Raw genomic sequence first — 23,793 nt, forward strand, 5'->3', positions numbered from 1 at the left:
AGGAAGCGATGACATGATGAATCTCCCGAAATGGATGCTGGCCACTTTGGCCTTGGCCTTGGCGATCCCTGTGTGGGCCGCAGACGATAAGAAGGCCCCTGCCGCCGCCAAGCCCAGCCTCACGGTCACCACGGCCCAACCGCTCAAGGTCGATTGGACGCACAAAATCAGTGCCAACGGCAACTTGGCCGCATGGCAAGAGGCCATTGTTGGAGCCGAGGCCAATGGCCTGAAGATCACCGAGGTGCGTGTGAACGTGGGCGATCGGGTGCAGCGCGGCGATGTGCTGGCCACTTTGCAGGCCGACAGCTTGCGGGCCGAGTTGGCGCATGCCGAAGCCATGCTCGCTGAAGCCACCGCCAGCGCCCAAGAAGCCAAGGCCCAGGCCGATCGCGCCCGCAGCCTGCAGCAGCAGGGGTTTTTCAGCAACGCGCAATTGAGCCAAGCGCTGGCGGCTGAGGCCTCGTCAGTGGCCCGCGTGCAGTCCGCCCGCGCGGTGGTGCAGTTGCAAAACGTGCGCTTGACCCAAACCCAGGTGCGTGCGCCCGATGCGGGCGTGATCTCGGCGCGGCAAGCCACAGTGGGTAGTGTGGTGGGTGCGGGCACCGAACTGTTCCGCCTGATTCGCCAAGGCCGCATCGAGTGGCGCGCTGAAGTCACGGCTGCCGAGATTGGCCGCATCCAGGTGGGCGCACCCGTGCAAGTCAAAGCCGCCAGTGGCCAGTTGCTGCAGGGCAAAGTGCGCATGGTTGCGCCCTCGGTCGATGCACAAACCCGCAACGCACTGGTTTATGTCGACTTGCCCGCCGCCACTGGCAGCGCCCGAGCAGGCATGTTCGCCCAAGGCGAAATCGCGCTGGGCCAAAGTCAAGCACTCACCGTGCCACAAACGGCGGTGGTGGTGCGCGACGGTTTCAGTTATGTCTACACCGTGGGGTCTGATCAGAAAGTCAGCCAGCTCAAGGTGCAAACCGGACGCCAAAGCGGCGATCGGGTCGAGGTGACCAGTGGCTTGAAAGCCGATGCCCGTGTGGTGGCCAGCGGCGGCGCGTTTTTGAACCATGGCGACACGGTGCGTGTGGTCGATGCACCCGCCGTTACGGCAGCCCCGTCAGCTTCTGCCAACCAATAAAGGGACGTCATGATCAACGTCTCTTCTTGGTCGATCCGCAACCCGATTCCGGCCGTCATGCTGTTTGTGCTGCTGACGCTGGCGGGCTTCATCGCCTTTGGGTCCATGAAAGTGCAAAACTTTCCGGACCTGGATGTGCCCACGATTTCCATCACGGCCAGCTTACCGGGCACCGCGCCTTCGCAGCTCGAAACCGATGTGGCCCGCAAGCTCGAAAACGCGCTGGCGCCGCTGCAAGGCCTCAAACACATCACCACGAAGGTGCAAGACGGATCGGTATCGATCACCGCCGAGTTCCGCATGGAAAAACCCAGCCAAGAAGCGGTGGACGATGTGCGCTCGGCCATCCAGGGTGTGCGGGCCGATTTGCCCGGCGACCTGCGCGACCCGGTGGTGCAAAAGCTCAACTTGGCCGGCTCGCCCGTGCTGGCGTATACCGTGCGCTCTTCGCGCATGGACGATGAGGCCCTGTCGTGGTTGGTGGACAAAGACATCACCCGCAAGCTCTTGTCGCTGCGCGGCGTGGGTGCCGTTAACCGCGTGGGTGGCGTGACGCGTGAGGTGCGCGTGGCGCTCGATGTGAACCGTTTGCAGGCGCTGGGCATCACGGCGGCCGAAGTGTCGCGTCAACTCAAGCAGGTGCAGCAAGAAGGCTCGGGCGGGCGCATGGATTTGGGCGTGGGCGAGCAGCCTGTGCGCACGCTGGCCACCGTCAAAACCGCGCAAGAGGTGGGCCAGATCGAGTTGGCCACCTCGCGTGGTGGCAGCGTTCGCCTGGACCAAGTGGCCACGGTGAGTGACACCCTGGCCGATGCGCGTTCAGCCGCCACCTTGGACGGTGTGCCTGTGGTCGGTTTTGAGGTGGTGCGCAGCAAAGGCGAGAGCGAGGTGGCCGTGGGCCGCTTGGTGCGTCAGGCGCTGGCCGAATACCGCTTGCAAAACCCGGACATCGAGATCACCGAATCCTTCGACTTCGTGACCCCGGTGGAAGAGGAATACGACGGCTCTTTGGTGCTCTTGTACGAAGGGGCCATTTTGGCGGTGCTGGTGGTGTGGCTTTTCTTGCGTGACTGGCGCGCCACTTTTGTCACCGCAGTGGCGCTGCCACTGTCGGTCATCCCGGCCTTCATTGGTATGGCGTATTTGGGTTTTTCCATCAACGTGGTGACTTTGCTGGCACTGTCTTTGGTGATCGGCGTGTTGGTGGACGACGCGATCGTCGAGGTGGAAAACATCGTGCGCCATCTGCGCATGGGCAAGTCGCCGTACCAGGCGGCCATGGAGGCGGCCGATGAAATTGGTCTGGCCGTGATTGCCACCACCTTCACCCTGATCGCGGTGTTTTTGCCCACGGCCTTCATGAGCGGCATCCCGGGTAAGTTCTTCAAGCAGTTTGGCTGGACGGCGTCGCTGGCGGTGTTCGCCTCGTTGGTGGTGGCGCGGGTGCTCACGCCCATGATGGCAGCGTACATCTTGAAGCCCATTGTCACGGCCGCGCACGAGCCGGGCTGGCTCAAGCGCTACATGGTCTGGGCCACTTGGTGCATGCGGCACCGCTTGGTCACCATGGTGTTGGCCACGTTGTTTTTCATCGGCTCCATCATGCTGGTGCCTTTGCTGCCCAAGGGCTTCATTCCGCCAGACGATAACTCACAAACCCAGGTTTATGTGGAGCTGCCACCGGGCTCGACCTTGGCGCAAACCCAGGCCAGCGCCGAGCACGCCCGCAAACTGCTCATGACGGTGAACGATGTGAAGAGCGTTTACACCACGATTGGCGGCGGCAGCGCGGGCTCTGACCCGTTTGCAGGCGGCGGCGCGGCCGAGGTGCGCAAGGCCACACTCACCATCCAGTTGACCGAGCGCGGTACACGTCCGCGCAAACAAGCGATTGAAAACGACATCCGAGTGGCTTTGCAGCAACTGCCTGGGGTGCGCACCAAGGTGGGCCTGGGCGGCTCGGGCGAGAAATACGTGCTGGTGCTCACGGGTGAAGACCCGCAGGCTCTGCAAACCGCGGCCATGGCGGTGGAGCGCGACCTGCGCACCATCCAAGGCTTGGGGTCGATCGCGTCCACCGCCAGCTTGGTTCGCCCCGAGATCGCAGTGCGCCCCGACTTTGCCAAGGCCGCCGATTTGGGCGTGACCAGCTCGGCCATCAGCGACACCTTGCGTGTGGCCACCTTGGGTGATTACGACGCGGCCCTGCCCAAGCTCAATTTGTCGGAGCGCCAGGTCCCCATCGTTGTGAAGTTGGGCGACGAGTCCCGGCAAGACCTGACCACGCTCGAGCGCCTCATGGTGCCCGGCAGCCGTGGCCCCGTCATGCTGGGCCAGGTGGCCAGCATCGAGGTGGCGGGCGGCCCGGCGGTCATTGACCGCTACGACCGCCAGCGCAACATCAACTTCGAGATCGAACTGTCGGGCATGCCGCTGGGTGATGTGACAGCGGCGGTGCAAAAGCTGCCTGCTCTGCAAAGCTTGCCGCCGGGCGTGAAGGTCGTCGAAGTGGGTGACGCTGAAGTCATGGGCGAACTCTTTGCCAGCTTTGGTCTGGCCATGATGATTGGCGTGCTGTGCATCTACATCGTGCTGGTGCTGTTGTTCAAGGGCTTCTTGCACCCCATCACGATTTTGGCAGCGCTGCCGTTGTCGTTGGGGGGCGCCTTTGTGGGTCTGCTGATCGCGCAAAAGAGCTTCTCCATGCCCTCGCTCATTGGCCTGATCATGCTCATGGGCATCGCCACCAAAAACTCCATCTTGTTGGTGGAGTACGCGATCGAAGCGCGGCGCGGCAAACCCGCCGAGGGCGATCATCCCGCTGTGCCGCCGATGAGCCGCTGGGATGCCTTGCTCGACGCGTGCCACAAACGTGCCCGGCCCATCGTCATGACGACGATTGCCATGGGCGCAGGCATGCTGCCCATTGCCGTGGGTTGGGGCGCGGCCGACGCGAGCTTCCGCTCGCCCATGGCCATTGCCGTGATCGGCGGCTTGCTCACCAGCACGGTGCTGAGCTTGCTGGTGGTGCCGGTGGTGTTCACGTATCTGGATGATTTGGGGCAGTGGTCAGGCCGCATGTTTCGAAAAATCACACAAACAAGGGGCAAAGCATGAGCAACAAGGTGGCCTTGGTGGTGGGCGGCGGCACGGGGATGGGTGCAGCTGCGGCTCGCAAACTGGCGCAAGATGGTTTTCAGGTGGCGGTCTTGTCCTCGTCCGGCAAGGGCGAGGTGCTGGGGCGGGAGTTGGGTGGCATTGGCCTGACCGGCTCGAACCAATCGAGTGAAGACCTGCAAAAGCTGGTCGACCAAACCATGGCGCGTTGGGGCCGCATCGATGTGCTGGTCAACAGTGCAGGCCACGGCCCCAAGGGCCCGGTGCTGGAGCTGACCGATGCGCAGTGGCATTTGGGGCTCGACATGTATTTCTTGAACGTGGTGCGTGCCGTGCGTTGTGTGGCGCCCATCATGGTCCAGCAAAAAGCGGGGGCCATTGTCAACATCTCTAGCGCCTGGGTGGTCGAGCCCAGCGCCATGTTCCCGACGTCTGCGGTGGCGCGCGCAGGTCTCGCCGCTTTCACCAAACTGTTTGCCGACGAGCACGCTGCGCACAACGTGCGCATGAACAATGTCTTGCCCGGCTGGATCGACAGTTTGCCCGCCAAAGAAGAGCGCCGCGAAAGCGTGCCCATGCAGCGTTATGGCACCAGCGAAGAAGTGGCCGCGACCATCGCTTTTTTGGCCTCAGAAGGCGCGGCCTACATTACGGGTCAGAACATCCGTGTTGACGGCGGCTTGATGCGCTCGGTCTAAGAAACGACAGACAACCCGTCACTGTCAGGCCAGAACGGCTTGGGCTACTGCTAAATAAACCGGGATGCCCAGCACGATGTTCAGCGGAAAGGTCAGTCCCAGGCTGAGCCCGAAATACAGCGCGGGTTTGGCTTCGGGCAAGGCGGTGCGCAGCACGGCGGGCACGGCGATGTAGGACGCGCTGGCGGCAAGCACCATGAGCAAGGCCCCGTCGCCTGCGTTGAGGTTCAAGACATACGCCAGACCCAAGGCCAGGCCCGCGTGCACCAAGGGGCCAATCACCGCATAAGCGATCAGCACGGGCGACTGGCCTTTGACTTGCGGCAGGTTGCGCGACGCCATCAAGCCCATGTCGAGCAGGAAGAAGGCCAGCATGCCTTTGAACAGGTCCACCGAAAAGGGCGCCATCGCTTCTTGACCTGCTTCGCCCGTGACCAGGCCGATGACCATGGCCCCCAAGAGCAGCAATTGCGCACCATCGGTGAAGGACTCGTGCAGGATCTTGCCCACCGACGCGCCATGGGGTGCGGCAGGCCCACCCAGTGCGGCCGCACCGCCCGCTTGCAGCACCAAGCCCGAGGCCTGCTTTTGCCGCAATGAATTGGCCAACACCACCGCCAAGATGATGGCGGGCGACTCCATCAAGGCCATGGCCGCCGCCATGTGTCCGCCGTAGGGCACGCCCTGGTTTTCCAGCGTCTGCACCGCCGTGACAAACGTCACCGCACTCACCGAGCCATACGTGGCGGCCACGGCGGCTGCGTCAAAACCTGAAACAAAGCGCCGCAGCACGGTGTAACCGATGAGCGGGATAACGATGGCCAGCAATACCGCAGCAGCCAAGCTGATGCCCACGCTGGCCGTCAGGCCAGATTGCGACAGCGCAAAGCCACCTTTGAGGCCCAAGGCCATCAGCAGGTAAAGGGACAAGAAGCGGGAGATGGCGGGCGGAATTTCGAGGTTGGATTTGACGGTGCCCGCCAGCACGCCGAAGATGAAAAAGAGAATGGCCGGGTCGATCAGATTTTGCATGAGGGTGTTCCTTGCGCCGATCATAGAAATCGACGGGCCACTTGTAAAATCGATTCTTCGACCTTTGAATATAGATAAAATCCTATGAATGTCAGCTTCCGCCAATTGCGCTTGTTTTTGGCTTTGGCCGAAACTGGCAGCGTGAGCGCTGCGGCCAAGGTGATGCACGTCACCCAGCCCACGGCTTCGATGCAGCTCAAGGACATCAGCGAATCCGTGGGTTTGCCGCTGTACGAGTTGGTGGGCAAAAAGCTCTACCTGACTGAGGTGGGTCAAGAGCTGGCGCAAACCGCCCGTGCCGTGGCCCAGACTTGGGACGCGTTTGAGCAAAACGTGGACGCCGCCAAGGGCTTGTCGCGTGGCAAGCTGCGGGTGGCGGTGGTGAGCACCGCGAAGTACTTCATGCCGCACCTGATTGGCAGCTTTTGCAAGCGGCATCCAGCCATCGACGTGTCGCTCGAAATCCTGAACCGCGACGGCGTGGTGCAGCGCCTGCAGGGCAACCTCGATGACCTCTACATCATGTCCATGCCGCCCAAAGACATGGACTTGGGCGACGAGGCCTTCATGCCCAACCCCATCGTGGTGATCGCGCCCACGTCCGACCCGCTGGCCAAACGCAGCGCCGTGCCTTTGCACGAGTTGGCGCAGCGCCGCTTCATCTTGCGTGAGAAGGGCTCAGGCACACGCATGGCCGCTGACCAGTTTTTCCGGTCCATGAAGTTTCGACCTGATGTGCGGCTGGAGCTGGGCAGCAACGAGGCGATCAAGGAGTCCGTGGCCGGAGGCTTGGGCGTGGGCCTGGTCTCGCGCCATGCCTTGCATGGCCACCAGAAAGAAAACGGTGTGAGCGTGATCGACGTGGCTGGCTTTCCCCTGCCCTCGGCCTGGCACATCGTCTACCCAGCGGGCAAAAAATTGTCACCGCTGGCGCTGGCCTTCAAGCAGCATGTGCTCAAGCAGATCAGTCGGCGCAAATGACGCAGGCTTCTTAGACGCTGTCCAGCCCCGCCCTGGTTGCATGGGCTTGCTGCCCGATCTGCGCCTTGTCCTCGGCGCTCATCTTGCCCACATGCTTGACCATGAGCGCGGTGCGCGGGTTGCCGGAAAAGTCGCTCTCGTGGCGGATCAAAAAATCCCAGTACAGCGTGGTCATGGGGCAAGCACTGGGGCCGGTGCGCACCTCGGGTTGGTAGCGGCAGCCTTTGCAGTAGTTGCTCATGCGGCTGATGTACTGGCCGCTGGCCACATAGGGCTTGCTGGTGAAGCGCCCGCCGTTGGCGTGCAGGGCCATGCCCAAGGTGTTGGGCGTTTCCACCCATTCCACCGCGTCGACATACATGGCGCGGTACCAGGCGCTCACTTGTTGGGGTGACAGGCCCGCCAGCACCGCAAACTGCCCGGTGACCATGAGCCGCTGGATGTGGTGCGCGTAGCTGTGTTGCAGTGTTTGGCCAATGGTGGCCTGCATGCAGGCCATGTGAGTGTCGCCCGTCCAGTACCACTTGGGCAAATCGCGGGTGTGGCCGTAGTGGTTGGCCTCGGCCATTTGTGGCATGTCTTGCCAGTACACACCACGAATGAACTCGCGCCAGCCCAGCACTTGCCGAATAAAGCCCTCGACACTCGCCAGGGGCAAGCCGCGTGCGTGGTAAGCCTGCTCGGCCGCCAGGATCACCTCGCGCGGGTTGAGCAAATGCAAATTCAGGCTGCTGCCCACCAGCGCGTGCCAGCCGAAAGGCAGCGTGGTCCACATGGCGTCTTGCCAAGCGCCAAAGTTTTCAAGCCGCTGGTCGATGAAATGCTGCAAAGCCACCAGCGCGTCTTCGCGGGTGACGGGCCAGGCAAAGTGGTCCAGCGTCCCCGGGTGATGGGCAAAGCGTGTTTGCACCAATGTGATCACGTCTTGTGTGACGCGGTCAGGTGCAAAGCGGGCGGGCGGGGGCACGGTGCCCGGACCTTTGGCGCCAAAGCCTTTGCGGTTTTCAGCGTCGTAGTTCCATTGGCCGCCGATCGGCTCTTTGCCTTCCATCAGGATGCCGTGGCGTTTGCGCATCTCGCGGTAAAAGAACTCCATGCGCAGCTCTTTTTTGTCGCCCGCCCATTTGGCAAACTCAGCTCGGCTGCACAAAAAGTGCGTATCGCCCACCCAGCGCAGCAGCACCTGGGCCTGCGCTGCAGCGTCTTCGATGAGCCGTTCCATGCGCCATGCCCCAGCTTCCATTGCCACCAGCGCTTGGGGGCGATGCTCTTGCAGTGCGCGGGCCAAGCGACCGGAAAAGTCAAAAGGCAAGGCCTGGTCGTCGACCTTCATATAGGTGAAGGGCATCTTGCGGCGGTGCGCTTCATTGGCGAAGTGCCGCATGCCCGACAGGAAAATGGCAATTCGCGCTTTGTGGTTCCAGACTTCGTCGGCTTCGCTGTCGGCCTCGATCATCAACAGACGGTCTTGGGCCGGGTCAAAGTCAGCCAAGGCCGGGTTGTCCCAGCCCAGCTGGTCGCCCAAAACCAAAATCAGGTGGCGTGTCATGTTCAACCCCGGGTGCCGATGGGGCTTTTGGCCTTGTCGGCCCGGCAGCGGTCGCTGCAATAGAGCACGTTGTCCCAGTTTTTGGCCCAGCTTTTGCGCCAGGTCATGGCTCTGCCACAAACCGTGCAAGGTTTCTGGGGCAAATCCTGTTTGTTCCCTTTAAAACCCGAGGTTTTGGGCATGTGCATCTCCAATGAAAAGGGGCTGGCGTGACAATGTGGTTAAACGAGTTTAAACTGATCAGTCACAAAATGAATTTTGAAGTGCAAATGAACCACTCATGGGTAAAACAATGGGGTCCGAGCCTGCTTTTGGCCGTGGTAGCTGCCGTGCTGGGCTTGGGGCTTGAAGCTGCGCAAGCCAGCCCGCAAAAGGCCGGCAATGTGGTGGCCTGCCCTGCCATCCTGAACCACACGGTTGAGCGGTTGCAGGACGAAAAGCCTCAGTCGCTGTGCCAATATGCAGGCAAAGTGGTGCTGGTGGTCAACACCGCCAGTTTTTGCGGTTTCACCTCCCAGTACAAGGGCCTTGAAAACCTGAACACCCAATACAAAGACCAAGGTTTGGTGGTGCTTGGCTTTCCTTCGAATGACTTTTCACAAGAAAAAGGCAGCAACAAAGAAATAGCAGCCTTTTGCGAAAGCACCTTCGGTGTGAAGTTCCCGATGTTCACCAAAACCCAAGTCACGGGCAATGGCGCGTCCCCTTTGTTCAAACAGCTGACCGCACAAACCGGCCAAAAACCCCGCTGGAATTTTCACAAATACCTGATCGGCCGCGACGGCAAAGTCATTGACCAATACAGCAGCATGACCGGACCCGAAAGCAAAACCCTGTTGTCGGCCATCGACAAAGCCCTGAAGGCCCAGCCATGAGCACCACGATGAAGCCGCGCATGAAACTGGCCATCGTCGGCTCGGGCATTTCGGGCCTGGCCGTGGCCCACACCTTGAAAGACCATGCCGACATCACTGTCTTCGAGGCGGGCGACTATTTTGGCGGTCACACCCACACGGTGGACGTGACCCTGCCCACGCCGCAAGGCATGGTCACGCACGGCGTGGACACCGGCTTTTTGGTGTTCAACGAACGCACTTACCCGAACCTGATCAACCTGTTTGCCGAGCTTCAGGTGGAGACCGCGCCGTCCGACATGTCGTTTTCAGTGAAGGTGCCGGGCGCTCTGAACGGCAAAACGCTGGAGTGGAGCGGCACCGACTTGAACAGCGTGTTCGCGCAGCGCAGCAATTTGGTCAACCCACGCTTTTGGCGCATGTTGGCCGATGTGATGCGCTTTAACGCCCTGTGCACCCGCATCGCCAAAGAGCAGCGCGAAAAAGAGCTGCAACAGCCCCTGTCAGACTTTTTGCGCACGCACAAGTTCAGCGAGCCATTTCGCGATTGGTATTTCTTGCCCATGCTGGGCTGCATCTGGAGTTGCCCGACCGATCAGATGCTGCAGTTCCCGGTGGCGACCATGATCCGGTTTTGCCACAACCATGGCTTGATCCAGGTGACGAATCGACCACAGTGGTTCAGCGTGGTCGGCGGCGCCCGAAACTATGTCGAGAAAATTCTGACGGGTGTGCACGACAAACGCCTGAACTCCCCGGTGCGCTTGATCGAGCGCGATGCACAAGGCGTGCGTGTCATCACCGACGGGCATGCCGAGCGCTTTGACCAGGTGGTCATCGCCACCCACACCGACCAAGCTCTGGGAATGCTGCGCGAGCCCAGCACTTATGAGCGCAGCTTGCTGGGGGCCATTCGCTACCAAGACAACCGCGCCGTGCTGCACACCGATGCCAGCGTTCTGCCCGCCAACCCCAAGACCTGGGCCGCGTGGAATTACGAACGCGCCGCCAGCAGCGAGCGCGAGTCCTCGCGCGTGTGCCTGCACTACCTGCTCAACCGTTTGCAACGCATCCCGTTTGCGCAGCCCGTGGTGGTCTCGCTCAACCCCTTGCACGAGATCGATCCGGCCACCATCGTGGGCGAGTACGACTATGCCCACCCGGTGTTTGATCTGGCTGCCATTGAGGCGCAAAAGCGTTTGCCTTTGCTGCAAGGCCAACAGCACACCTGGTATGCCGGCGCCTGGACGGGTTATGGCTTCCACGAAGACGGCTTGAAATCGGGCCTGCAAGTGGGCCGCGCTTTGCTCAAACTGATCCATGAACAGGCCAGCCCAGTTCAGGACAGACTGGCCGCATGACACCCACCCCGGTCCATGCCCACACCGCCCTGATCGGTTGGGGCCAGGTGCGCCACACGCGCCACCGCCCGGCGCACCATGCTTTCGCCTACCCGACCGCGTTTTTGATGCTGCCGATGCGCAGTGTGCAGGCCTTGCAAGTGAACCAGGGGGAGGGATCGCCGCGCTTCGCTCGCGATGACGAAGGGGGTGGGGTGACAGCGCCCTATTCAAATCCCGTCACTGCGCGTGCAGCGCGGCAGTCCATGCCGAAGGTGTCTGGCCCTCCGGCGTTGGCACTGGCCATCAACCGCCGCGCCTGGTTCGCATTCCACGATGCCGACCATGGCGACGGCCGCAGCGCCGAGCGGGGTGGCGCGTTGGCCTGGCTGGACGAGCTGCTGCAGCGTGAGGGCATCCAGGACGCCACGGGCGAGGTCTGGCTGCAGGCATTCCCGCGTGTGTTGGGCCATGCTTTCAAGCCCGTGAGTTTTTGGTACGCGCACCACGCCGACGGCAGCTTGGCCGCCATCGTGGCGGAGGTGAACAACACCTTTGGCGAACGCCACTGCTACCTGTTGCCCGAGCCGCAATACGGCCAAACCATGCTGGCCCACAAGGTGTTCCATGTCTCGCCCTTTTGTGATGTGCAAGGCGAGTACCGCTTTCGATTCATGCGCACACAGCACAACGGGCAAGACCGCATCGTGGCGCGAGTGGACCATGGCGACGCCGATGGCCCTTTGATCGACACCAGTTGGAGCGGCGTGCTGGAGCCCGCAACGGCAGCCGCGCTGCGCCGCGTGATGTGGCGCTTTCCGCTGCTGACCTTGGGTGTGGTGGCCCGCATCCACTGGCATGCCCTCTTGCTGTGGCTGAAAAAAGTACCGTTTTGGCGCAAGCCCGAACCGCCCCGCGATTTTGTGACCCGATGAACACTGGACCCCACCGGATGCCGACCTCGATGAAGACTGCAGACCACACCCAAGCCTTGGGTAACCGCGCCACCACCATTGCGCACGCCAGCTTGCCCAAAGCCGCTGCACGCTTGCTGAGCTTGTTGACGCGCCTGAAAATTGGAACACTGACGGTGCACGCGCCCGATGGCAACCTGCAGGTCTTTGGCACACACGAGGCCCCGTTTGCGGCTTTGCACATCCACCGCTGGGACATGTGTGCCGAGGTGCTGAAATCGGGTGACATCGGTTTTGCTGAGGGCTACATGGCCGGCGACTGGACCACGCCCGATTTGGCCGCTCTGCTGCGCTTGACCATTGCCAACCGGGACCACATTGAAAGCGCGATCTATGGCCACTGGCTGGGGCGTTTGTTTTACCGCGTCAAGCACTTGCTCAACCGCAACAACCGCAGCAACAGCCGCAAGAACATCCACGCGCACTATGACCTGGGCAATGCTTTTTACGAGCTGTGGCTGGACGGCACGATGAACTATTCGTCGGCCTGGTTTGAGGGCGACCACACCAAAGACATGGCCGAAGCCCAAAAGGCCAAGGTGCGCCGAGCCTTGCGCATGGTGAACGCCCAGCCGGGTGACCGCGTGCTGGAGATCGGCTGCGGCTGGGGTGCTTTGGCCGAGGCCGCTACCACCGAGTTTGGTGCGCGCATCACGGGCGTGACTTTGTCGACCGAGCAGCTGGCCTTTGCCAATGCCCGCATGCAATCGCACGGCGTGCAGCAAAGCGCCGACTTGCGCTTGCAAGACTACCGGGACATCGACGACGGCCCTTACGACGCGGTTTGCTCGATCGAGATGATCGAGGCGGTGGGGCAAGAATATTGGCCCATTTACTTCCAGACCATCAGCCGCATGCTCAAGCCCGGTGGCCGTGCCTGCGTGCAAAGCATCACGATCGACGACCGCTTTTTTGAGCGCTACTTGCAATCGACAGATTTCATCCAGCAGTACATCTTTCCAGGCGGCTGCTTGCCCAGCCCCAGCGAATTTCGCAAGCAAGCGCAAGCGGCCGGGCTGCAGGTGGTGGACGAGCTGAACTTCGGCCCTGATTACGCCGAGACCCTGCGCCGCTGGCGCGAGGCCTTCATGGCGCAACTCGACACCGTACGGACCCTGAAATTTGATGACCGTTTCATTCGCCTGTGGTCGTTTTATCTGGCGTACTGCGAAGCGGCTTTTGACGAGGCCAACATCGACGTGATCCAGTTCACTTTGGTTAAACCCGCTTGATGCACATGGAACGCCCGCACCCACCCACCCGCACCCACCGCCTGCACCCATGGGGCTTGCAGGTGCTGGGGTGCGCGCTGTTGTGCGGTGCGCTTGCGGGACAAACGTGGGCGCAAAGCACGACCGTGACCAGCCCGAATGCGGCTTTTTCGCGCCCTGAAATGACGGGCTTGGGCGGCGTGGTGCCGACCGCGCCTGTGCGTTTGCGGGTCTGGGGTTTTGAGGTGTACGACGCCCGTTTGTGGACCCCTGTAGGTTTTCGACATGGCGCATACACGCAGTTTTCGTTTGCGCTGGAATTGCAGTATTTGCGCAAACTCGAAGGTGCGGCCATTGCCAGCCGCTCAATCGATGAGATGCGGCGCGTGGGCGCGTTCAGCGAGGCCCAGTCGCAAAGCTGGCTGGCCGCCATGCGCGAGCTGTTTCCCGATGTGCGCCAAGGCGAGCGCATCACGGGCATCAACCTGCCGGGCGTGGGGGCTGAATTCTGGGTCAATGGCCAACGTGTGGGCGTGGTGAAAGACCCGGCTTTTGCGCGATTGTTTTTTGGCATCTGGCTTGACGAGCGCACGTCCGAACCCAAAATGCGCGCCCAGTTGCTGCAAGGCTTGCAGCCATGAACGACCAGGCCCAGTCAGCGCCTGCGAACCTGCCGCGCCAGGCCTCGGCCGCTTATGGTTTGCTGGGTTTGCCACTGGCCTTTGTGGCTTTGCCTGTGTATGTGCATTTGCCCAATTTGTATGCCCAGCAATACGGCGTGACGTTGGCCGCGTTGGGTGCGGTCCTTTTGCTCAGCCGCAGTGTGGATGCGGTGGTGGACCCGTGGCTTGGGCGTTGGGGCGACAAGCTTTACCGCCACTCATGGCAGGCTGTTTGGGTGGCTGCGGTGTTGTTGGCGTTGGCCGTGGCGCTGGGGTTTGCCGCTTTGTTTTTCCCGCCCGCAGCGGCCTTGTCGGCCACGGGTTTGCTGGTGTGGGTGGGTTGCGCGCTCACGCTCAGCCACTTGGCCTACAGCGGGCTGGGCATCTTGCACCAGGCCTGGGCGGCGCGCCAAGGCGGCGGAGGCATTGCGCAAAGTCGTTGGGTCGCTTGGCGCGAGGGCTTTGCCTTGGTGGGGGTGTTGCTGGCGTCTGCTCTGCCTGCGCTGTGGGGCTGGGGGGCCACGACGGCCTTGCTGGTGCTCATGCTGGGGCTGGGTTTGTTGTCTTGGCGGCGGGTGGCGCGCAGCGCCTCGGCATCCAAGCTGGAGGCGGTTCCCGGTCATGCCGTGGGCAGCCTTTGGCAGCCGTGGCAGCATGCGGGCTTTCGTCGCTTGTTGATGGTCTTTATGCTCAACGGACTGGCCAGCGCCGTGCCTGCTACGCTGGTGCTGTTTTTTGTGCAAGACCTGCTGCAAGCGCCCAAGGCCATGGAGCCGTTGTTTCTGGGTTTGTATTTCGCCGCCGGGGCGCTGTCGTTTCCGCTCTGGCTCAAGGTGATCGACCGCATCGGTTTGCTGCGCACTTGGGCCACAGGCATGGCTTTGTCGGTGCTGGCTTTTGTGAGTGTGGTCACGTTGGGCGCGGGCGATACGACGGGCTTTTTGATCGTGTGTGCCCTGTCGGGTATGGCGCTGGGCGCGGACCTCACGGTGCCTGGCGCCCTGCTCAACCAGCTGATTGACCGCTGTGGCGAGCGGGGCCGCACAGAAGGCGCGTTCATGGGCTGGTGGAATCTGGCCACCAAACTCAATCTGGCTTTGGCCGCCGTGCTGTCTTTGCCATTGCTCGGCCTGTGGGGTTATGCCCCAGGCCAGCAAGGTGACGATGCCGTGCTGGCGCTGGGCTTGGCTTACGGCCTGCTGCCTTGTGTGCTCAAGCTCTTGGCCGGACTGGCTTTGTATGCGGGCCTGATGCGTCGCCCCGATTTGATCGCGGGACCTGAATTGGCGCACCCTTTGGCCCATCCTTCGGCTCACCCTTCGGCATGAGCCGCTTTGAACAGACAACACGGGAGCCTTCCATGCAACAACCTCACCCCGCCATGATCCAACGCCGCACCGCCCTGAGCCGCTTGGGCGCTTTGTCCGTGGTCGCGGCCACGCCCTTTGTGGCCAGCTGCGCCGGGCCTCAGGTGCAAAACTATGCACAAGAAAAACCGCTGCTGGATTTGCGCACCTACTTCACCGGCACCATCGACGCCTGGGGCGTGTTCACCGACCGCAGCGGCCAGGTGGTCAAACGTTTCACCGTGGTGATGGACTGCAGCTGGAACGGCGACGAAGGCGTGTTGGACGAGGCCTTTGTTTACTCGGACGGCACGAAGCAGCGCCGCGTCTGGAAGCTCAAAGCCGGACCCAACGGCACTTACACAGGCCGCGCCGACGATGTGGTGGGCGAGGCCTCGGGCCAAGTCAGTGGCAACGCCTTTCGCTGGGGCTATACCTTGGCTTTGCCGGTCGATGGCCGGGTTTGGAACGTCGATTTTGACGACTGGATGTACCTGATGGACGACCGCGTCATGCTCAACAAAGCCACCATGAGCAAATGGGGCGTGAAGCTGGGCGAAGTCACCTTGTCCTTCACACGCCGCACGCCTTTGGCGGCCAAGCCGGGTTGATGCGCATGAATCCTCACTCCTCTGGCGCGGCTGCACTGGCCACCGAATCGGCCGACATGGCCATGCCCAAAGTTGGCCCACAAACGGCGGCAACCGCCCCGCAGGTGCCAGCCAGAAGCTGGCTGCAATTGAACACGCCAATGACCGACTGGCAAGGCCGTCGGGTTTGGCTGGTGGGTGCTTCCACCGGCATTGGCCTGGCCTGTGCACAAGCGCTGCGCTCAGCTGGGGCGCAGGTGGTGGTGTCGGCCCGCAACCCTCAAGGCGTGTTGGACTGGGCCGAGAAGGATTCGGGCGTGCAGTGGCGTGCACTGGATGTGAGCGATGCTTCCCAAGTGCAGGCCATGACCCGCGATCTGTTGGCCGAAGGCCCACTCGACATGGTCGTGTATGCGGCAGGCTACTACCGTGCCCAACGCGCCACGGCCATGGACATGGACGACTTGCTGCAGCATGACAAGGTCAATTACCAAGGTGCTTTGCAGGTGATTCACGCGGTGCTGCCCGGCATGCTGGCGCGAGGCAGTGGTCACATCAGCCTGCTCAGCAGCGTGGCCGGTTGGCGTGGCCTGCCCAATGGTCTGGCTTACGGCCCAACCAAGGCTGCCCTGACCCACTTGGCCGAGACGCTGTACATCGACCTGCAAGACCAAGGCATTGGCGTGAGTGTGGTCAACCCCGGTTTTGTGGCCACCCCGCTCACGGCGCAAAACGAGTTCACCATGCCCGCCCTGATCAGCCCCGAAGAGGCCGCCCGCCAAATGCTCAAAGGCTGGGCAGCAGGTCAGTTCGACATCCATTTCCCCAAGCGCTTCACGCTTTGGCTCAAACTGCTGCGCTTGCTGCCTTATCGCCTGTACTTCCCGCTGGTGCGCAAGTTCACGGGGCTCTAAGTCTGAATTGAAAGCCGAACATGGACAAGCGACAAGCCACACAAAAACTGGCCACGTTTTTTGAAACCCTGTCACCGCAAAGCGTGACCCAGCTGCACACGGTCTACGACGCACAAGCCCGCTTCAAGGACCCTTTCAACGAGGTGCAGGGCTTGCCCGAAATCGAGAAGATTTTCCGCCACATGTACGTGGCGCTGGAGCAACCGCACTTTGTGGTGACCGGTCAGGTGGTGGACGGCGCACAGGCCTTCCTGACTTGGGAGTTTCGCTTCCGCTTCAAGCGCTTTGACACCACCACGCTGCAAGCCGTTCGTGGTGCCAGCCATGTGGTGTTCAACGAGCAGGGCTTGGTGACAATGCACCGCGATTACTGGGATGCGGCCGAAGAGCTGTACGAAAAACTGCCCGTCGTGGGCGGCGTGATGCGCTGGCTCAAAAAACGCGCCAACACCTGAAGTCAAACGACGTGCCGGACATTGCGCCCGCCAAGGGTTTAGTTCGGCAGACTCTCCGCAAAGCTGGTCCGCTGCGCCAATTTGTCGTGCAGTTTGTGCAAGTTGGGGTAAGGCGTGCGCCAGTCGATTTGCGGGAAGCGGAAATCCAGATAGCCTAAGGCGCAGCCTACGGCGATATCGGACAGGCTCAGGTGGATGCCGGAACAAAATGCTTTATCGCCCAAACCGGTGCTCATGGCCCGCAGTGCGTGCTGGATCTTGTCGAGTTGGCGATCAATCCAGGCCTGACTGCGCTGGCTGTCTTCGCGTTCGGTCCAGACGGCCTCCATGCGAGCGAGCAGGGCCGCATCGAGCAGGCCGTCGGCCAAGGCTTCCCAGGTTTTGACTTCAGCACGTTCGCGCCCTGCCGATGGAATCAGCTTGCCCACAGGCGACAAGGTGTCCAGGTACTCCACGATCACGCGCGAGTCAAAAACTGCTTCACCGCCCTCCATCACCAAACAGGGCACCTTGCCCAAGGGGTTTGACACATGAATCTGGGTCTGGGCAGACCACACGTCTTCAGTGACGAATTGGTAGTCCAGCTTTTTCTCGGCCATGACAACACGCACCTTGCGAACATAGGGACTGGTGACCGAGCCGATGAGTTTCATAAATCAGAAGAAGTAACAAATAAATGGATAACGGATTCTAGGTGAAGCATAAGCATGTTTTTGGTGTCTTGCGCAATGTGTTGCAGGCATGGGGTCATGTCTGGGTGCAGACAAACCGCGCCATCGTGCTGCCGAAATGCGGCACTTACAATCCACGCATGAATTTCACCCCCATTTCCGCCTTGTCGCCGCTGGATGGCCGTTATGCCAGCAAACTCAATGCCTTGCGCCCGCTCATGAGCGAGCAGGGCTATATGCACCGCCGCGTTCAGGTCGAAATTGCCTGGTTCATCGCTTTGTCCGATGCCAGTTTCGCCGAGTTCAAGCCCCTGTCGCCCGGGGCGCGCTCTTATCTGACCGGCTTGGTCAAAAACTTCAGCGAAGCCGATGCCGTGGCCATCAAGGACTTTGAAAAGACCACCAACCACGATGTCAAAGCGGTGGAGTACTGGATCAAGTCCAAGTTCAAGGACCGCCCTGAGCTGGAAAAAGCGGCCGAGTTTGTGCACTTTGCCTGCACGAGCGAGGACATCAACAACACCAGCCATGCCTTGCAGCTCAAGGGGGCACGCGCCCAGGTGCTCTTGCCGGGTCTGGATGGCTTGATCGCCAAACTGCGCGAGATGGCGCACACCTTTGCCGAAGTGCCCATGCTCAGCCGCACCCATGGCCAGACCGCCAGCCCCACCACCGTGGGCAAGGAAATGGCCAACGTGGTCATGCGCCTGAAGGGGTGCCGCGACAAAATCGCGGCCGTTGAGCTCATGGGCAAGATGAACGGTGCAGTGGGCAACTACAACGCCCACCTGTCAGCTTGGCCCGACTTTGACTGGGAAGCCTTTGCACGGAAAGTGGTCGAGACGCCTGAGCTGGGTGAAACGCAGGCCAGCCAATGGGGCCTGGGCCTGAAGTTCCAGCCTTACAGCATCCAGATTGAGCCGCACGACTACATGGCCGAGCTCTTTGACGCCGTGGCCCGCAGCAACACCATCTTGATCGACCTGTCACGTGACATCTGGGGCTATGTGAGCTTGGGCTACTTCAAGCAACGCCTCAAAGCCGGCGAGATTGGCTCTTCCACCATGCCGCACAAGGTCAACCCCATCGACTTTGAAAACGCCGAAGGTAACCTGGGCTTGGCCAATGCCGTGCTCAAGCACCTGAGCGAAAAGCTGCCGATCAGCCGCTGGCAGCGTGACCTGACCGATTCCACCGTGTTGCGCAACATGGGTGTGGGCTTGGGCTACACCGCGCTGGCCCATGCTTCGCTCATGACCGGACTGAACAAACTGGAGCTCAACGAAGAAGCGCTGGCCGCCGATTTGGACGCCGCTTGGGAAGTGTTGGCCGAACCGATCCAGACGGTGATGCGCCGCTATGGCGTGCAGGGTGCGTATGAAAAGCTCAAGGAAGTCACCCGAGGCAAGACCGTGACGGCTGCTGATCTGCACGGCCTGATTGCCGCGCTGGAGATTCCTCAAGCCGACAAGGAGAGGCTGCTGGCCATGACGCCGGGCAGCTACATCGGCAAGGCCGCCGAGCTGGCCCGCCGGGTCTGATGGGTGGATATGGCCCTCAAATCCACCATCTACAAAGCCAACCTGTCGATTGCTGACATCGATCACAGCTACTACGAAGACCACCAGCTCACACTGGCGCGTCACCCCAGCGAGACCGACGAGCGCATGATGATCCGTCTGCTCGGTTTGGCCATCAATGCCTACAAGCTGCAAGCCGTGTGCAAAGGCGACGGCAAGTTGGCTTTTGGCGCAGGCCTGTCGGACCCGGACGATCCGGACGTGAGCCTGCGTGACTTCACCGGTCAGACCCGCATGTGGATCGAAGTCGGTCAGCCCGAAGACAAGCCCATCATGAAAGCTTGTCAAAAGGCCGATGAGGTGTTGTTGTATTGCTTCAACCACGCAGCCGAAGTCTGGTGGAAAGGCATTGAGACCAAACTGACGCGACTGGACAAGCTGCAGGTCTGGCGCGTGCCCACCGAAGGCTCACAAGAGTTGGCCAAACTGGCTGAACGCAGCATGCAGCTGCAAGCCACGGTGCAAGAAGGCGAGGTCACCTTCAGCAGCGACAAGGGCAGCGTCCACATTGAGCTGGTGCGCTGGAAATAAGGGGCCGCTTTGGCGGGTGGACAGCGGTCACACCGCCGCCCAGCCCTGCTGAGCCTCTCTGGCTGAGGATTTTTACAGGCCCAGCATCAAAGAGATGTTCTGCACCGCCGCACCACTGGCACCTTTGCCCAGGTTGTCCAGGCGGGCGATCACGACGGCATGGCGGGCCTCTTCGTTGGCAAATACCCGGATTTCCAGCTGGTTGGTGTTGTTCAGGGCGGTGGCGTCCAGCTTGGCATCGGCCGTGGCGGGCAACACGCTCACCCAGCCGCCAGCGGCTTGGCTGGCTGCGTAGTGCGCTTGTAAAGCCGCGTTCAGATCTGCACCCGAGGGCTTGCCCGGCAGGCTGTCCAAGTGCAGTGGCAGTTGCACCAGCATGCCTTGCCGGAAATTGCCCACGGCTGGCACAAACAACGGGCGGCAAGTCAAGCCGGTGTAACGCATGATTTCAGGGATGTGCTTGTGCTTCAGGCCCAAGGCATAGGCTTCAAAGAGAGGTGCCCGGCCGTCATCAAAATCTTCGATCATGGTGCGGCCGCCACCGGAGTAACCACTCACTGATGGCAAACACACCGGAAAATCACGTGGCAGCAGACCGGCATCGATCAAGGGCCGCAAGATGGCAATCGCTCCGGTCGCGTAGCAACCCGGGTTGGCCACACGCTGGGCTTGGCGCACGGCCACCAGCTGGCCTGCGGCCAGCTCGGGAAAACCAAAGACCCAATCGGGATGGCAGCGGTGCGCGGTGGAGGCATCCACAATGTGCGGTTTTTGACCTGGCAGGCCATCGATCATGGCCACAGACTCGATGGCGGCATCGTCGTGCAGGCACAACACCACCAAATCGGCGCCCGCCATCAGCTCGCGCTTGGCTTCGGGGTCCTTGCGGCGGGCCGGGTCGATGCTGAGCACCTCGACCTGCGGCATCAGTGCCAGGCGCTCACGGATTTGCAAACCTGTGGTGCCGGCTTCCCCGTCGATAAAAATTTTGGCCATGGGTATTACTTTCTCAAAATTTCGCGTCCCCAGCGTCAAGCCAATGTAAGACGCAGAGCTCAGGATTGGTGCGTTGCAGCATGATACAGTCGCACGCTGCAGTGTCCAGAGCCTGCTGACGGGTGAATCACCGCGGCAGACCGGTCAAATCAACCACCCTCTGAGAGAAGACCTCATGAAGATCCACGAGTACCAAGGCAAGGAAATCTTGCGTCAATTCGGTGTGCCAGTACCCCGCGGCATTCCAGCATTCACTGTTCAAGAGGCGGTTGAAGCCGCTCAAAAACTGGGCGGCCCGGTTTGGGTGGTCAAGGCCCAGATCCACGCAGGTGGCCGCGGCAAGGGCGGCGGCGTCAAAGTGGCCAAGACCATTGACGACGTCAAGCGCATCGCCGGTGAGATCCTGGGCATGCAGCTCAAGACCCACCAAACTGGCCCAGAAGGCCAAAAAGTCCGACGCCTGTACATCGAAGACGGCGCTGACATCAACAAAGAGTATTACGTGTCCGTGGTCACCGACCGTGCGACCCAAAAAATCGCTTTCATCGCGTCCAGCGAAGGCGGCATGGACATCGAGGAAGTGGCTCACTCCACCCCCGAGAAGATCATCACCGAGTTCATCGACCCGCTGACCGGTCTGGGCGACGAACAAGCCAAGAAGATCTCGGACGCCATTGGCATGCCCGCTGACTCCACCGCACAAGCTGTGGACATCTTCAAGAAGCTGTACCAGTGCTACATGGAAACCGACGCTTCGTTGGTGGAAATCAACCCGCTGAACCGCGACAGCAAAGGCAACGTGATGGCTTTGGACGCGAAGTTCAACTTCGACGCCAACGCCCTTTTCCGTCACCCCGAAATCGTGGCTTACCGCGACCTGGACGAAGAAGATCCTGCCGAAGTTGAAGCTTCCAAGTTCGACCTGGCCTACATCAGCTTGGACGGCAACATCGGTTGCTTGGTCAACGGCGCTGGCTTGGCCATGGCCACCATGGACACCATCAAGCTGTTCGGCGGCGAGCCAGCCAACTTCTTGGACGTGGGCGGCGGCGCCACAGCCGAGAAAGTCACCGAAGCCTTCAAGATCATGCTGGCCAACAAGAATGTCAAAGGCATTTTGGTCAACATCTTCGGCGGCATCATGAAGTGCGACACCATCGCCACCGGCGTGATCACCGCCTGCAAGGCTGTGAACCTGTCCGTGCCTCTGGTTGTGCGCATGAAGGGCACCAACGATGAGCTGGGCAAGAAGATGCTGGCCGAATCCGGTCTGCCGATCATCTCTGCCGACACCATGGCCGAAGCCGCGACAGCCATCGTCGCAGCCGTTAAGTAATGACTTTGCAGGATGGCGCTGCAGGCGCTGTCCGCAACTGATTAGGAACAAACATGTCCATCTACATCAACAAAGACACCAAAGTCATCACCCAAGGCATCACCGGCAAAACCGGTCAGTTCCACACTGAGAAGTGCCAGGAATACGCGAACGGCAAAAACTGCTTCGTCGCGGGTGTGAACCCCAAGAAGGCTGGCGAGTCCATCTTCAACATCCCAATTTACGCATCCGTCAAGGAAGCCGCCACACAAACTGGCGCGACCGTGTCCGTGATTTATGTGCCACCAGCAGGTGCTGCCGCTGCGATCTGGGAAGCTGTTGAAGCCGACCTGGACCTGGCGATCTGTATCACCGAAGGCATTCCAGTGCGTGACATGCTCGAAGTGCGCAACAAGATGAAGGCCAAGGAAGCCGCTGGCGGCAAGCGCACGCTGCTGCTGGGCCCCAACTGCCCAGGTCTGATCACTCCCGATGAAATCAAGATCGGCATCATGCCCGGTCACATTCACCGCAAAGGCCGCATTGGCGTGGTGTCCCGTTCGGGCACTTTGACCTATGAAGCCGTGGCGATGTTGACCGAAGTGGGTCTGGGCCAGTCCAGCGCCGTCGGTATCGGTGGTGACCCGATCAACGGTTTGAAGCACATCGATGTGATGAAGGCTTTCAACGACGATCCAGACACCGACGCCGTGATCATGATCGGTGAAATCGGCGGTCCCGACGAAGCCGAAGCCGCTCAGTGGTGCAAGGCCAACATGAAAAAGCCTGTGGTGGGCTTCATCGCCGGTGTGACTGCCCCTCCCGGCAAGCGCATGGGCCACGCCGGTGCCTTGATCTCTGGCGGTGCCGACACGGCCGATGCCAAGCTGGCCATCATGGAAGAGTGCGGCTTCATCGTCACACGCAACCCGTCTGAACTGGGCAAATTGCTCAAGGCTCAGCTGAAGTAAACAGCGTCATTCGCGATAGTGACAAGACCCAGCCCAGATCAGGGCTGTGGTTTGCCACAATACAAAAGCCGGATTTCCCGAGGGAAAATCCGGCTTTGTTTTTGCAAATTGATCAAAAAGGCCCGCCTTGGCGGGTGAAAGGCATCCCTGTGGAAGAATTTCTGACCGCTCATTTCTGGTTCGCCGTCGGCCAGATCATCATGATCGACATTTTGCTGGGCGGTGACAACGCCGTGGTGATTGCGCTGGCCTGCCGCCAGTTGCCCGACCACCAGCGCACCAAAGGCATCATGTGGGGTACAGCCGGTGCCATCGTGTTGCGTGTCATCCTGATCTTTTTCGCACTCACCCTGCTGGCGATTCCTTTCCTCAAGTTCGTGGGCGCCCTCTTGCTCATCTGGATCGGCGTGAAACTGCTCACCCCCGATGAAGACGACGACCACAGCAACATCCAAGGCAGCGACAAGCTCTGGGGCGCGGTCAAAACCGTCATCATTGCCGACTTGGTGATGAGCGTGGACAACGTGATCGCCATCGCCGGTGCGGCCCAGACTTCTGGTAACGCTGACCATCAAATGCCTTTGGTCATCTTTGGCCTGTTGGTCAGCATTCCGATCATTGTCTGGGGCAGCCAGCTGGTCCTCAAATTGATGGACCGCTTTCCGATCATCATCACCGCAGGCGGCATGCTGCTGGGCTGGATCGCGGGCACCATGATGCAAACAGACCCCGGCCTGGTGGCCTATTTGCCGCAAGACAAGGTGTGGGGCTATGGCATGGGCTTGGCCGGTGCCTTGCTGGTGTTGGCTTTGGGCAAATTCATCATGGCGCGACGCGCGGGAACTGAAAACGCCGCCTGATTCTGACCCCTTAC

23 protein-coding genes are annotated in these 23,793 nt (G+C 61.0%); 18 read left to right on the forward strand and 5 right to left on the reverse strand.

The window, feature by feature from the left end:
* The first annotated feature begins 16 nt into the window (after nt 1–16).
* From B9Z50_RS15330 to B9Z50_RS15340, 3 genes are read left to right on the forward strand one after another with little or no spacing between them, the layout of a single operon-like run.
* Nucleotides 17–1,132, forward strand: a complete 1,116-nt coding sequence (locus tag B9Z50_RS15330) for an efflux RND transporter periplasmic adaptor subunit (protein WP_233249903.1) — start codon at nt 17–19, stop codon at nt 1,130–1,132.
* Nucleotides 1,133–1,141: 9 nt separating this feature from the next.
* Nucleotides 1,142–4,249, forward strand: a complete 3,108-nt coding sequence (locus B9Z50_RS15335; RefSeq protein ID WP_370463085.1) for an efflux RND transporter permease subunit — start codon at nt 1,142–1,144, stop codon at nt 4,247–4,249.
* Complete coding sequence (locus tag B9Z50_RS15340) at nt 4,246–4,947, forward strand: SDR family oxidoreductase (RefSeq protein ID WP_108365621.1); 702 nt, start codon at nt 4,246–4,248, stop codon at nt 4,945–4,947. The genes B9Z50_RS15335 and B9Z50_RS15340 overlap by 4 nt, the downstream gene beginning before the upstream one ends.
* A 24-nt stretch (nt 4,948–4,971) precedes the next feature.
* Here B9Z50_RS15340 and B9Z50_RS15345 read toward each other — a convergent pair whose 3' ends face one another.
* The gene (locus B9Z50_RS15345) at nt 4,972–5,979 is read right to left on the reverse strand and encodes a sodium-dependent bicarbonate transport family permease (protein WP_108365622.1); all 1,008 of its coding nucleotides are present in this window, start codon (nt 5,977–5,979) and stop codon (nt 4,972–4,974) included.
* Between the two features lie 84 nt (nt 5,980–6,063).
* Here B9Z50_RS15345 and B9Z50_RS15350 point away from each other — a divergent pair, with 84 nt between their 5' ends.
* Entirely contained in the window at nt 6,064–6,960 is an 897-nt protein-coding gene (locus B9Z50_RS15350) for a LysR family transcriptional regulator (protein WP_108365623.1), read from the forward strand.
* 10 nt (nt 6,961–6,970) lie between these two features.
* On the opposite strand, the gene B9Z50_RS15355 is transcribed toward B9Z50_RS15350, so the two are convergent.
* Nucleotides 6,971–8,509, reverse strand: a complete 1,539-nt coding sequence (locus B9Z50_RS15355) for a cryptochrome/photolyase family protein (RefSeq protein ID WP_108365624.1) — start codon at nt 8,507–8,509, stop codon at nt 6,971–6,973.
* 2 nt (nt 8,510–8,511) lie between these two features.
* Nucleotides 8,512–8,616 (reverse strand): DUF2256 domain-containing protein, encoded by a 105-nt coding sequence (locus B9Z50_RS18180; RefSeq protein WP_370463086.1) that lies wholly within the window; start codon nt 8,614–8,616, stop codon nt 8,512–8,514.
* A gap of 162 nt (nt 8,617–8,778) precedes the next feature.
* Here B9Z50_RS18180 and B9Z50_RS15365 point away from each other — a divergent pair, with 162 nt between their 5' ends.
* The 9 genes from B9Z50_RS15365 to B9Z50_RS15405 all read left to right on the forward strand — a co-directional run bounded on the left by B9Z50_RS15365 (nt 8,779) and on the right by B9Z50_RS15405 (nt 16,855).
* A complete protein-coding gene (locus tag B9Z50_RS15365) occupies nt 8,779–9,384 on the forward strand; it encodes a glutathione peroxidase (protein WP_108365699.1) in 606 nt (201 codons plus the stop codon).
* A gap of 20 nt (nt 9,385–9,404) precedes the next feature.
* The gene (locus tag B9Z50_RS15370; RefSeq protein WP_108365698.1) at nt 9,405–10,724 is read left to right on the forward strand and encodes an NAD(P)/FAD-dependent oxidoreductase; all 1,320 of its coding nucleotides are present in this window, start codon (nt 9,405–9,407) and stop codon (nt 10,722–10,724) included.
* The gene (locus tag B9Z50_RS15375) at nt 10,721–11,638 is read left to right on the forward strand and encodes a DUF1365 domain-containing protein (RefSeq protein WP_108365625.1); all 918 of its coding nucleotides are present in this window, start codon (nt 10,721–10,723) and stop codon (nt 11,636–11,638) included. The genes B9Z50_RS15370 and B9Z50_RS15375 overlap by 4 nt, the downstream gene beginning before the upstream one ends.
* Nucleotides 11,639–11,655: 17 nt before the next feature.
* A complete protein-coding gene (locus tag B9Z50_RS15380) occupies nt 11,656–12,909 on the forward strand; it encodes a cyclopropane-fatty-acyl-phospholipid synthase family protein (protein ID WP_108365626.1) in 1,254 nt (417 codons plus the stop codon).
* 5 nt (nt 12,910–12,914) lie between these two features.
* Nucleotides 12,915–13,529 carry a chalcone isomerase family protein gene (locus tag B9Z50_RS15385; protein ID WP_108365700.1) on the forward strand — a complete coding sequence of 205 codons (615 nt, stop codon included), beginning with the start codon at nt 12,915–12,917 and terminating at the stop codon, nt 13,527–13,529.
* Nucleotides 13,526–14,878: an MFS transporter gene (locus B9Z50_RS15390; RefSeq protein WP_108365627.1), complete on the forward strand. Its 1,353-nt coding sequence runs from the start codon at nt 13,526–13,528 to the stop codon at nt 14,876–14,878. The genes B9Z50_RS15385 and B9Z50_RS15390 overlap by 4 nt, the downstream gene beginning before the upstream one ends.
* Before the next feature lie 32 nt (nt 14,879–14,910).
* Nucleotides 14,911–15,507: a DUF3833 domain-containing protein gene (locus B9Z50_RS15395; protein ID WP_108365628.1), complete on the forward strand. Its 597-nt coding sequence runs from the start codon at nt 14,911–14,913 to the stop codon at nt 15,505–15,507.
* Nucleotides 15,508–15,629: 122 nt separating this feature from the next.
* Nucleotides 15,630–16,400, forward strand: coding sequence for an SDR family oxidoreductase (locus B9Z50_RS15400; protein WP_108365701.1), 771 nt, complete (start codon nt 15,630–15,632; stop codon nt 16,398–16,400).
* Nucleotides 16,401–16,420: 20 nt separating this feature from the next.
* The gene (locus tag B9Z50_RS15405) at nt 16,421–16,855 is read left to right on the forward strand and encodes a nuclear transport factor 2 family protein (RefSeq protein ID WP_108365629.1); all 435 of its coding nucleotides are present in this window, start codon (nt 16,421–16,423) and stop codon (nt 16,853–16,855) included.
* Nucleotides 16,856–16,893: 38 nt separating this feature from the next.
* Here B9Z50_RS15405 and B9Z50_RS15410 read toward each other — a convergent pair whose 3' ends face one another.
* Entirely contained in the window at nt 16,894–17,508 is a 615-nt protein-coding gene (locus B9Z50_RS15410; RefSeq protein WP_108365630.1) for a glutathione S-transferase N-terminal domain-containing protein, read from the reverse strand.
* A 158-nt stretch (nt 17,509–17,666) separates the two neighbouring features.
* Here B9Z50_RS15410 and purB point away from each other — a divergent pair, with 158 nt between their 5' ends.
* Together purB and B9Z50_RS15420 are read left to right on the forward strand one after the other, a co-directional pair.
* A complete protein-coding gene (gene purB / locus B9Z50_RS15415) occupies nt 17,667–19,067 on the forward strand; it encodes an adenylosuccinate lyase (protein WP_108365702.1) in 1,401 nt (466 codons plus the stop codon).
* Between the two features lie 9 nt (nt 19,068–19,076).
* A complete protein-coding gene (locus B9Z50_RS15420) occupies nt 19,077–19,637 on the forward strand; it encodes a YaeQ family protein (RefSeq protein ID WP_108365631.1) in 561 nt (186 codons plus the stop codon).
* A gap of 72 nt (nt 19,638–19,709) precedes the next feature.
* Here B9Z50_RS15420 and argC read toward each other — a convergent pair whose 3' ends face one another.
* On the reverse strand, nt 19,710–20,633 hold the full coding sequence (argC, locus tag B9Z50_RS15425; RefSeq protein WP_108365632.1) for an N-acetyl-gamma-glutamyl-phosphate reductase: 924 nt from the start codon (nt 20,631–20,633) through the stop codon (nt 19,710–19,712).
* A 175-nt stretch (nt 20,634–20,808) separates the two neighbouring features.
* On the opposite strand from argC, the gene sucC reads away from it, so the two are divergent.
* From sucC to B9Z50_RS15440, 3 genes are all read left to right on the forward strand, one after another.
* Nucleotides 20,809–21,969 carry an ADP-forming succinate--CoA ligase subunit beta gene (gene sucC, locus B9Z50_RS15430; RefSeq protein ID WP_108365633.1) on the forward strand — a complete coding sequence of 387 codons (1,161 nt, stop codon included), beginning with the start codon at nt 20,809–20,811 and terminating at the stop codon, nt 21,967–21,969.
* A gap of 53 nt (nt 21,970–22,022) precedes the next feature.
* Nucleotides 22,023–22,919 carry a succinate--CoA ligase subunit alpha gene (gene sucD, locus B9Z50_RS15435; RefSeq protein ID WP_108365634.1) on the forward strand — a complete coding sequence of 299 codons (897 nt, stop codon included), beginning with the start codon at nt 22,023–22,025 and terminating at the stop codon, nt 22,917–22,919.
* Nucleotides 22,920–23,068: 149 nt separating this feature from the next.
* Nucleotides 23,069–23,779: a TerC family protein gene (locus B9Z50_RS15440; protein ID WP_108365703.1), complete on the forward strand. Its 711-nt coding sequence runs from the start codon at nt 23,069–23,071 to the stop codon at nt 23,777–23,779.
* Nucleotides 23,780–23,793 lie beyond the last annotated feature (14 nt).

The sequence above is a fragment of the Limnohabitans sp. Bal53 genome (assembly GCF_003063355.1).
Taxonomy (GTDB): domain Bacteria; phylum Pseudomonadota; class Gammaproteobacteria; order Burkholderiales; family Burkholderiaceae_C; genus Limnohabitans_A.

Excerpts from the sequence above, each read along its gene's own strand:
- B9Z50_RS15330 (WP_233249903.1), top strand. The coding sequence starts at position 17 with ATGAATCTCCCGAAATGGATGCTGGCCACTTTGGCCTTGGCCTTGGCG.
- B9Z50_RS15335 (WP_370463085.1), top strand. The coding sequence starts at position 1,142 with ATGATCAACGTCTCTTCTTGGTCGATCCGCAACCCGATTCCGGCCGTC.
- B9Z50_RS15340 (WP_108365621.1), top strand. The coding sequence starts at position 4,246 with ATGAGCAACAAGGTGGCCTTGGTGGTGGGCGGCGGCACGGGGATGGGT.
- B9Z50_RS15345 (WP_108365622.1), bottom strand. The coding sequence starts at position 5,979 with ATGCAAAATCTGATCGACCCGGCCATTCTCTTTTTCATCTTCGGCGTG.
- B9Z50_RS15350 (WP_108365623.1), top strand. The coding sequence starts at position 6,064 with ATGAATGTCAGCTTCCGCCAATTGCGCTTGTTTTTGGCTTTGGCCGAA.
- B9Z50_RS15355 (WP_108365624.1), bottom strand. The coding sequence starts at position 8,509 with ATGACACGCCACCTGATTTTGGTTTTGGGCGACCAGCTGGGCTGGGAC.
- B9Z50_RS18180 (WP_370463086.1), bottom strand. The coding sequence starts at position 8,616 with ATGACCTGGCGCAAAAGCTGGGCCAAAAACTGGGACAACGTGCTCTAT.
- B9Z50_RS15365 (WP_108365699.1), top strand. The coding sequence starts at position 8,779 with ATGAACCACTCATGGGTAAAACAATGGGGTCCGAGCCTGCTTTTGGCC.
- B9Z50_RS15370 (WP_108365698.1), top strand. The coding sequence starts at position 9,405 with ATGAAACTGGCCATCGTCGGCTCGGGCATTTCGGGCCTGGCCGTGGCC.
- B9Z50_RS15375 (WP_108365625.1), top strand. The coding sequence starts at position 10,721 with ATGACACCCACCCCGGTCCATGCCCACACCGCCCTGATCGGTTGGGGC.
- B9Z50_RS15380 (WP_108365626.1), top strand. The coding sequence starts at position 11,656 with ATGCCGACCTCGATGAAGACTGCAGACCACACCCAAGCCTTGGGTAAC.
- B9Z50_RS15385 (WP_108365700.1), top strand. The coding sequence starts at position 12,915 with ATGGAACGCCCGCACCCACCCACCCGCACCCACCGCCTGCACCCATGG.
- B9Z50_RS15390 (WP_108365627.1), top strand. The coding sequence starts at position 13,526 with ATGAACGACCAGGCCCAGTCAGCGCCTGCGAACCTGCCGCGCCAGGCC.
- B9Z50_RS15395 (WP_108365628.1), top strand. The coding sequence starts at position 14,911 with ATGCAACAACCTCACCCCGCCATGATCCAACGCCGCACCGCCCTGAGC.
- B9Z50_RS15405 (WP_108365629.1), top strand. The coding sequence starts at position 16,421 with ATGGACAAGCGACAAGCCACACAAAAACTGGCCACGTTTTTTGAAACC.
- B9Z50_RS15410 (WP_108365630.1), bottom strand. The coding sequence starts at position 17,508 with ATGAAACTCATCGGCTCGGTCACCAGTCCCTATGTTCGCAAGGTGCGT.
- purB (WP_108365702.1), top strand. The coding sequence starts at position 17,667 with ATGAATTTCACCCCCATTTCCGCCTTGTCGCCGCTGGATGGCCGTTAT.
- B9Z50_RS15420 (WP_108365631.1), top strand. The coding sequence starts at position 19,077 with ATGGCCCTCAAATCCACCATCTACAAAGCCAACCTGTCGATTGCTGAC.
- argC (WP_108365632.1), bottom strand. The coding sequence starts at position 20,633 with ATGGCCAAAATTTTTATCGACGGGGAAGCCGGCACCACAGGTTTGCAA.
- sucC (WP_108365633.1), top strand. The coding sequence starts at position 20,809 with ATGAAGATCCACGAGTACCAAGGCAAGGAAATCTTGCGTCAATTCGGT.
- sucD (WP_108365634.1), top strand. The coding sequence starts at position 22,023 with ATGTCCATCTACATCAACAAAGACACCAAAGTCATCACCCAAGGCATC.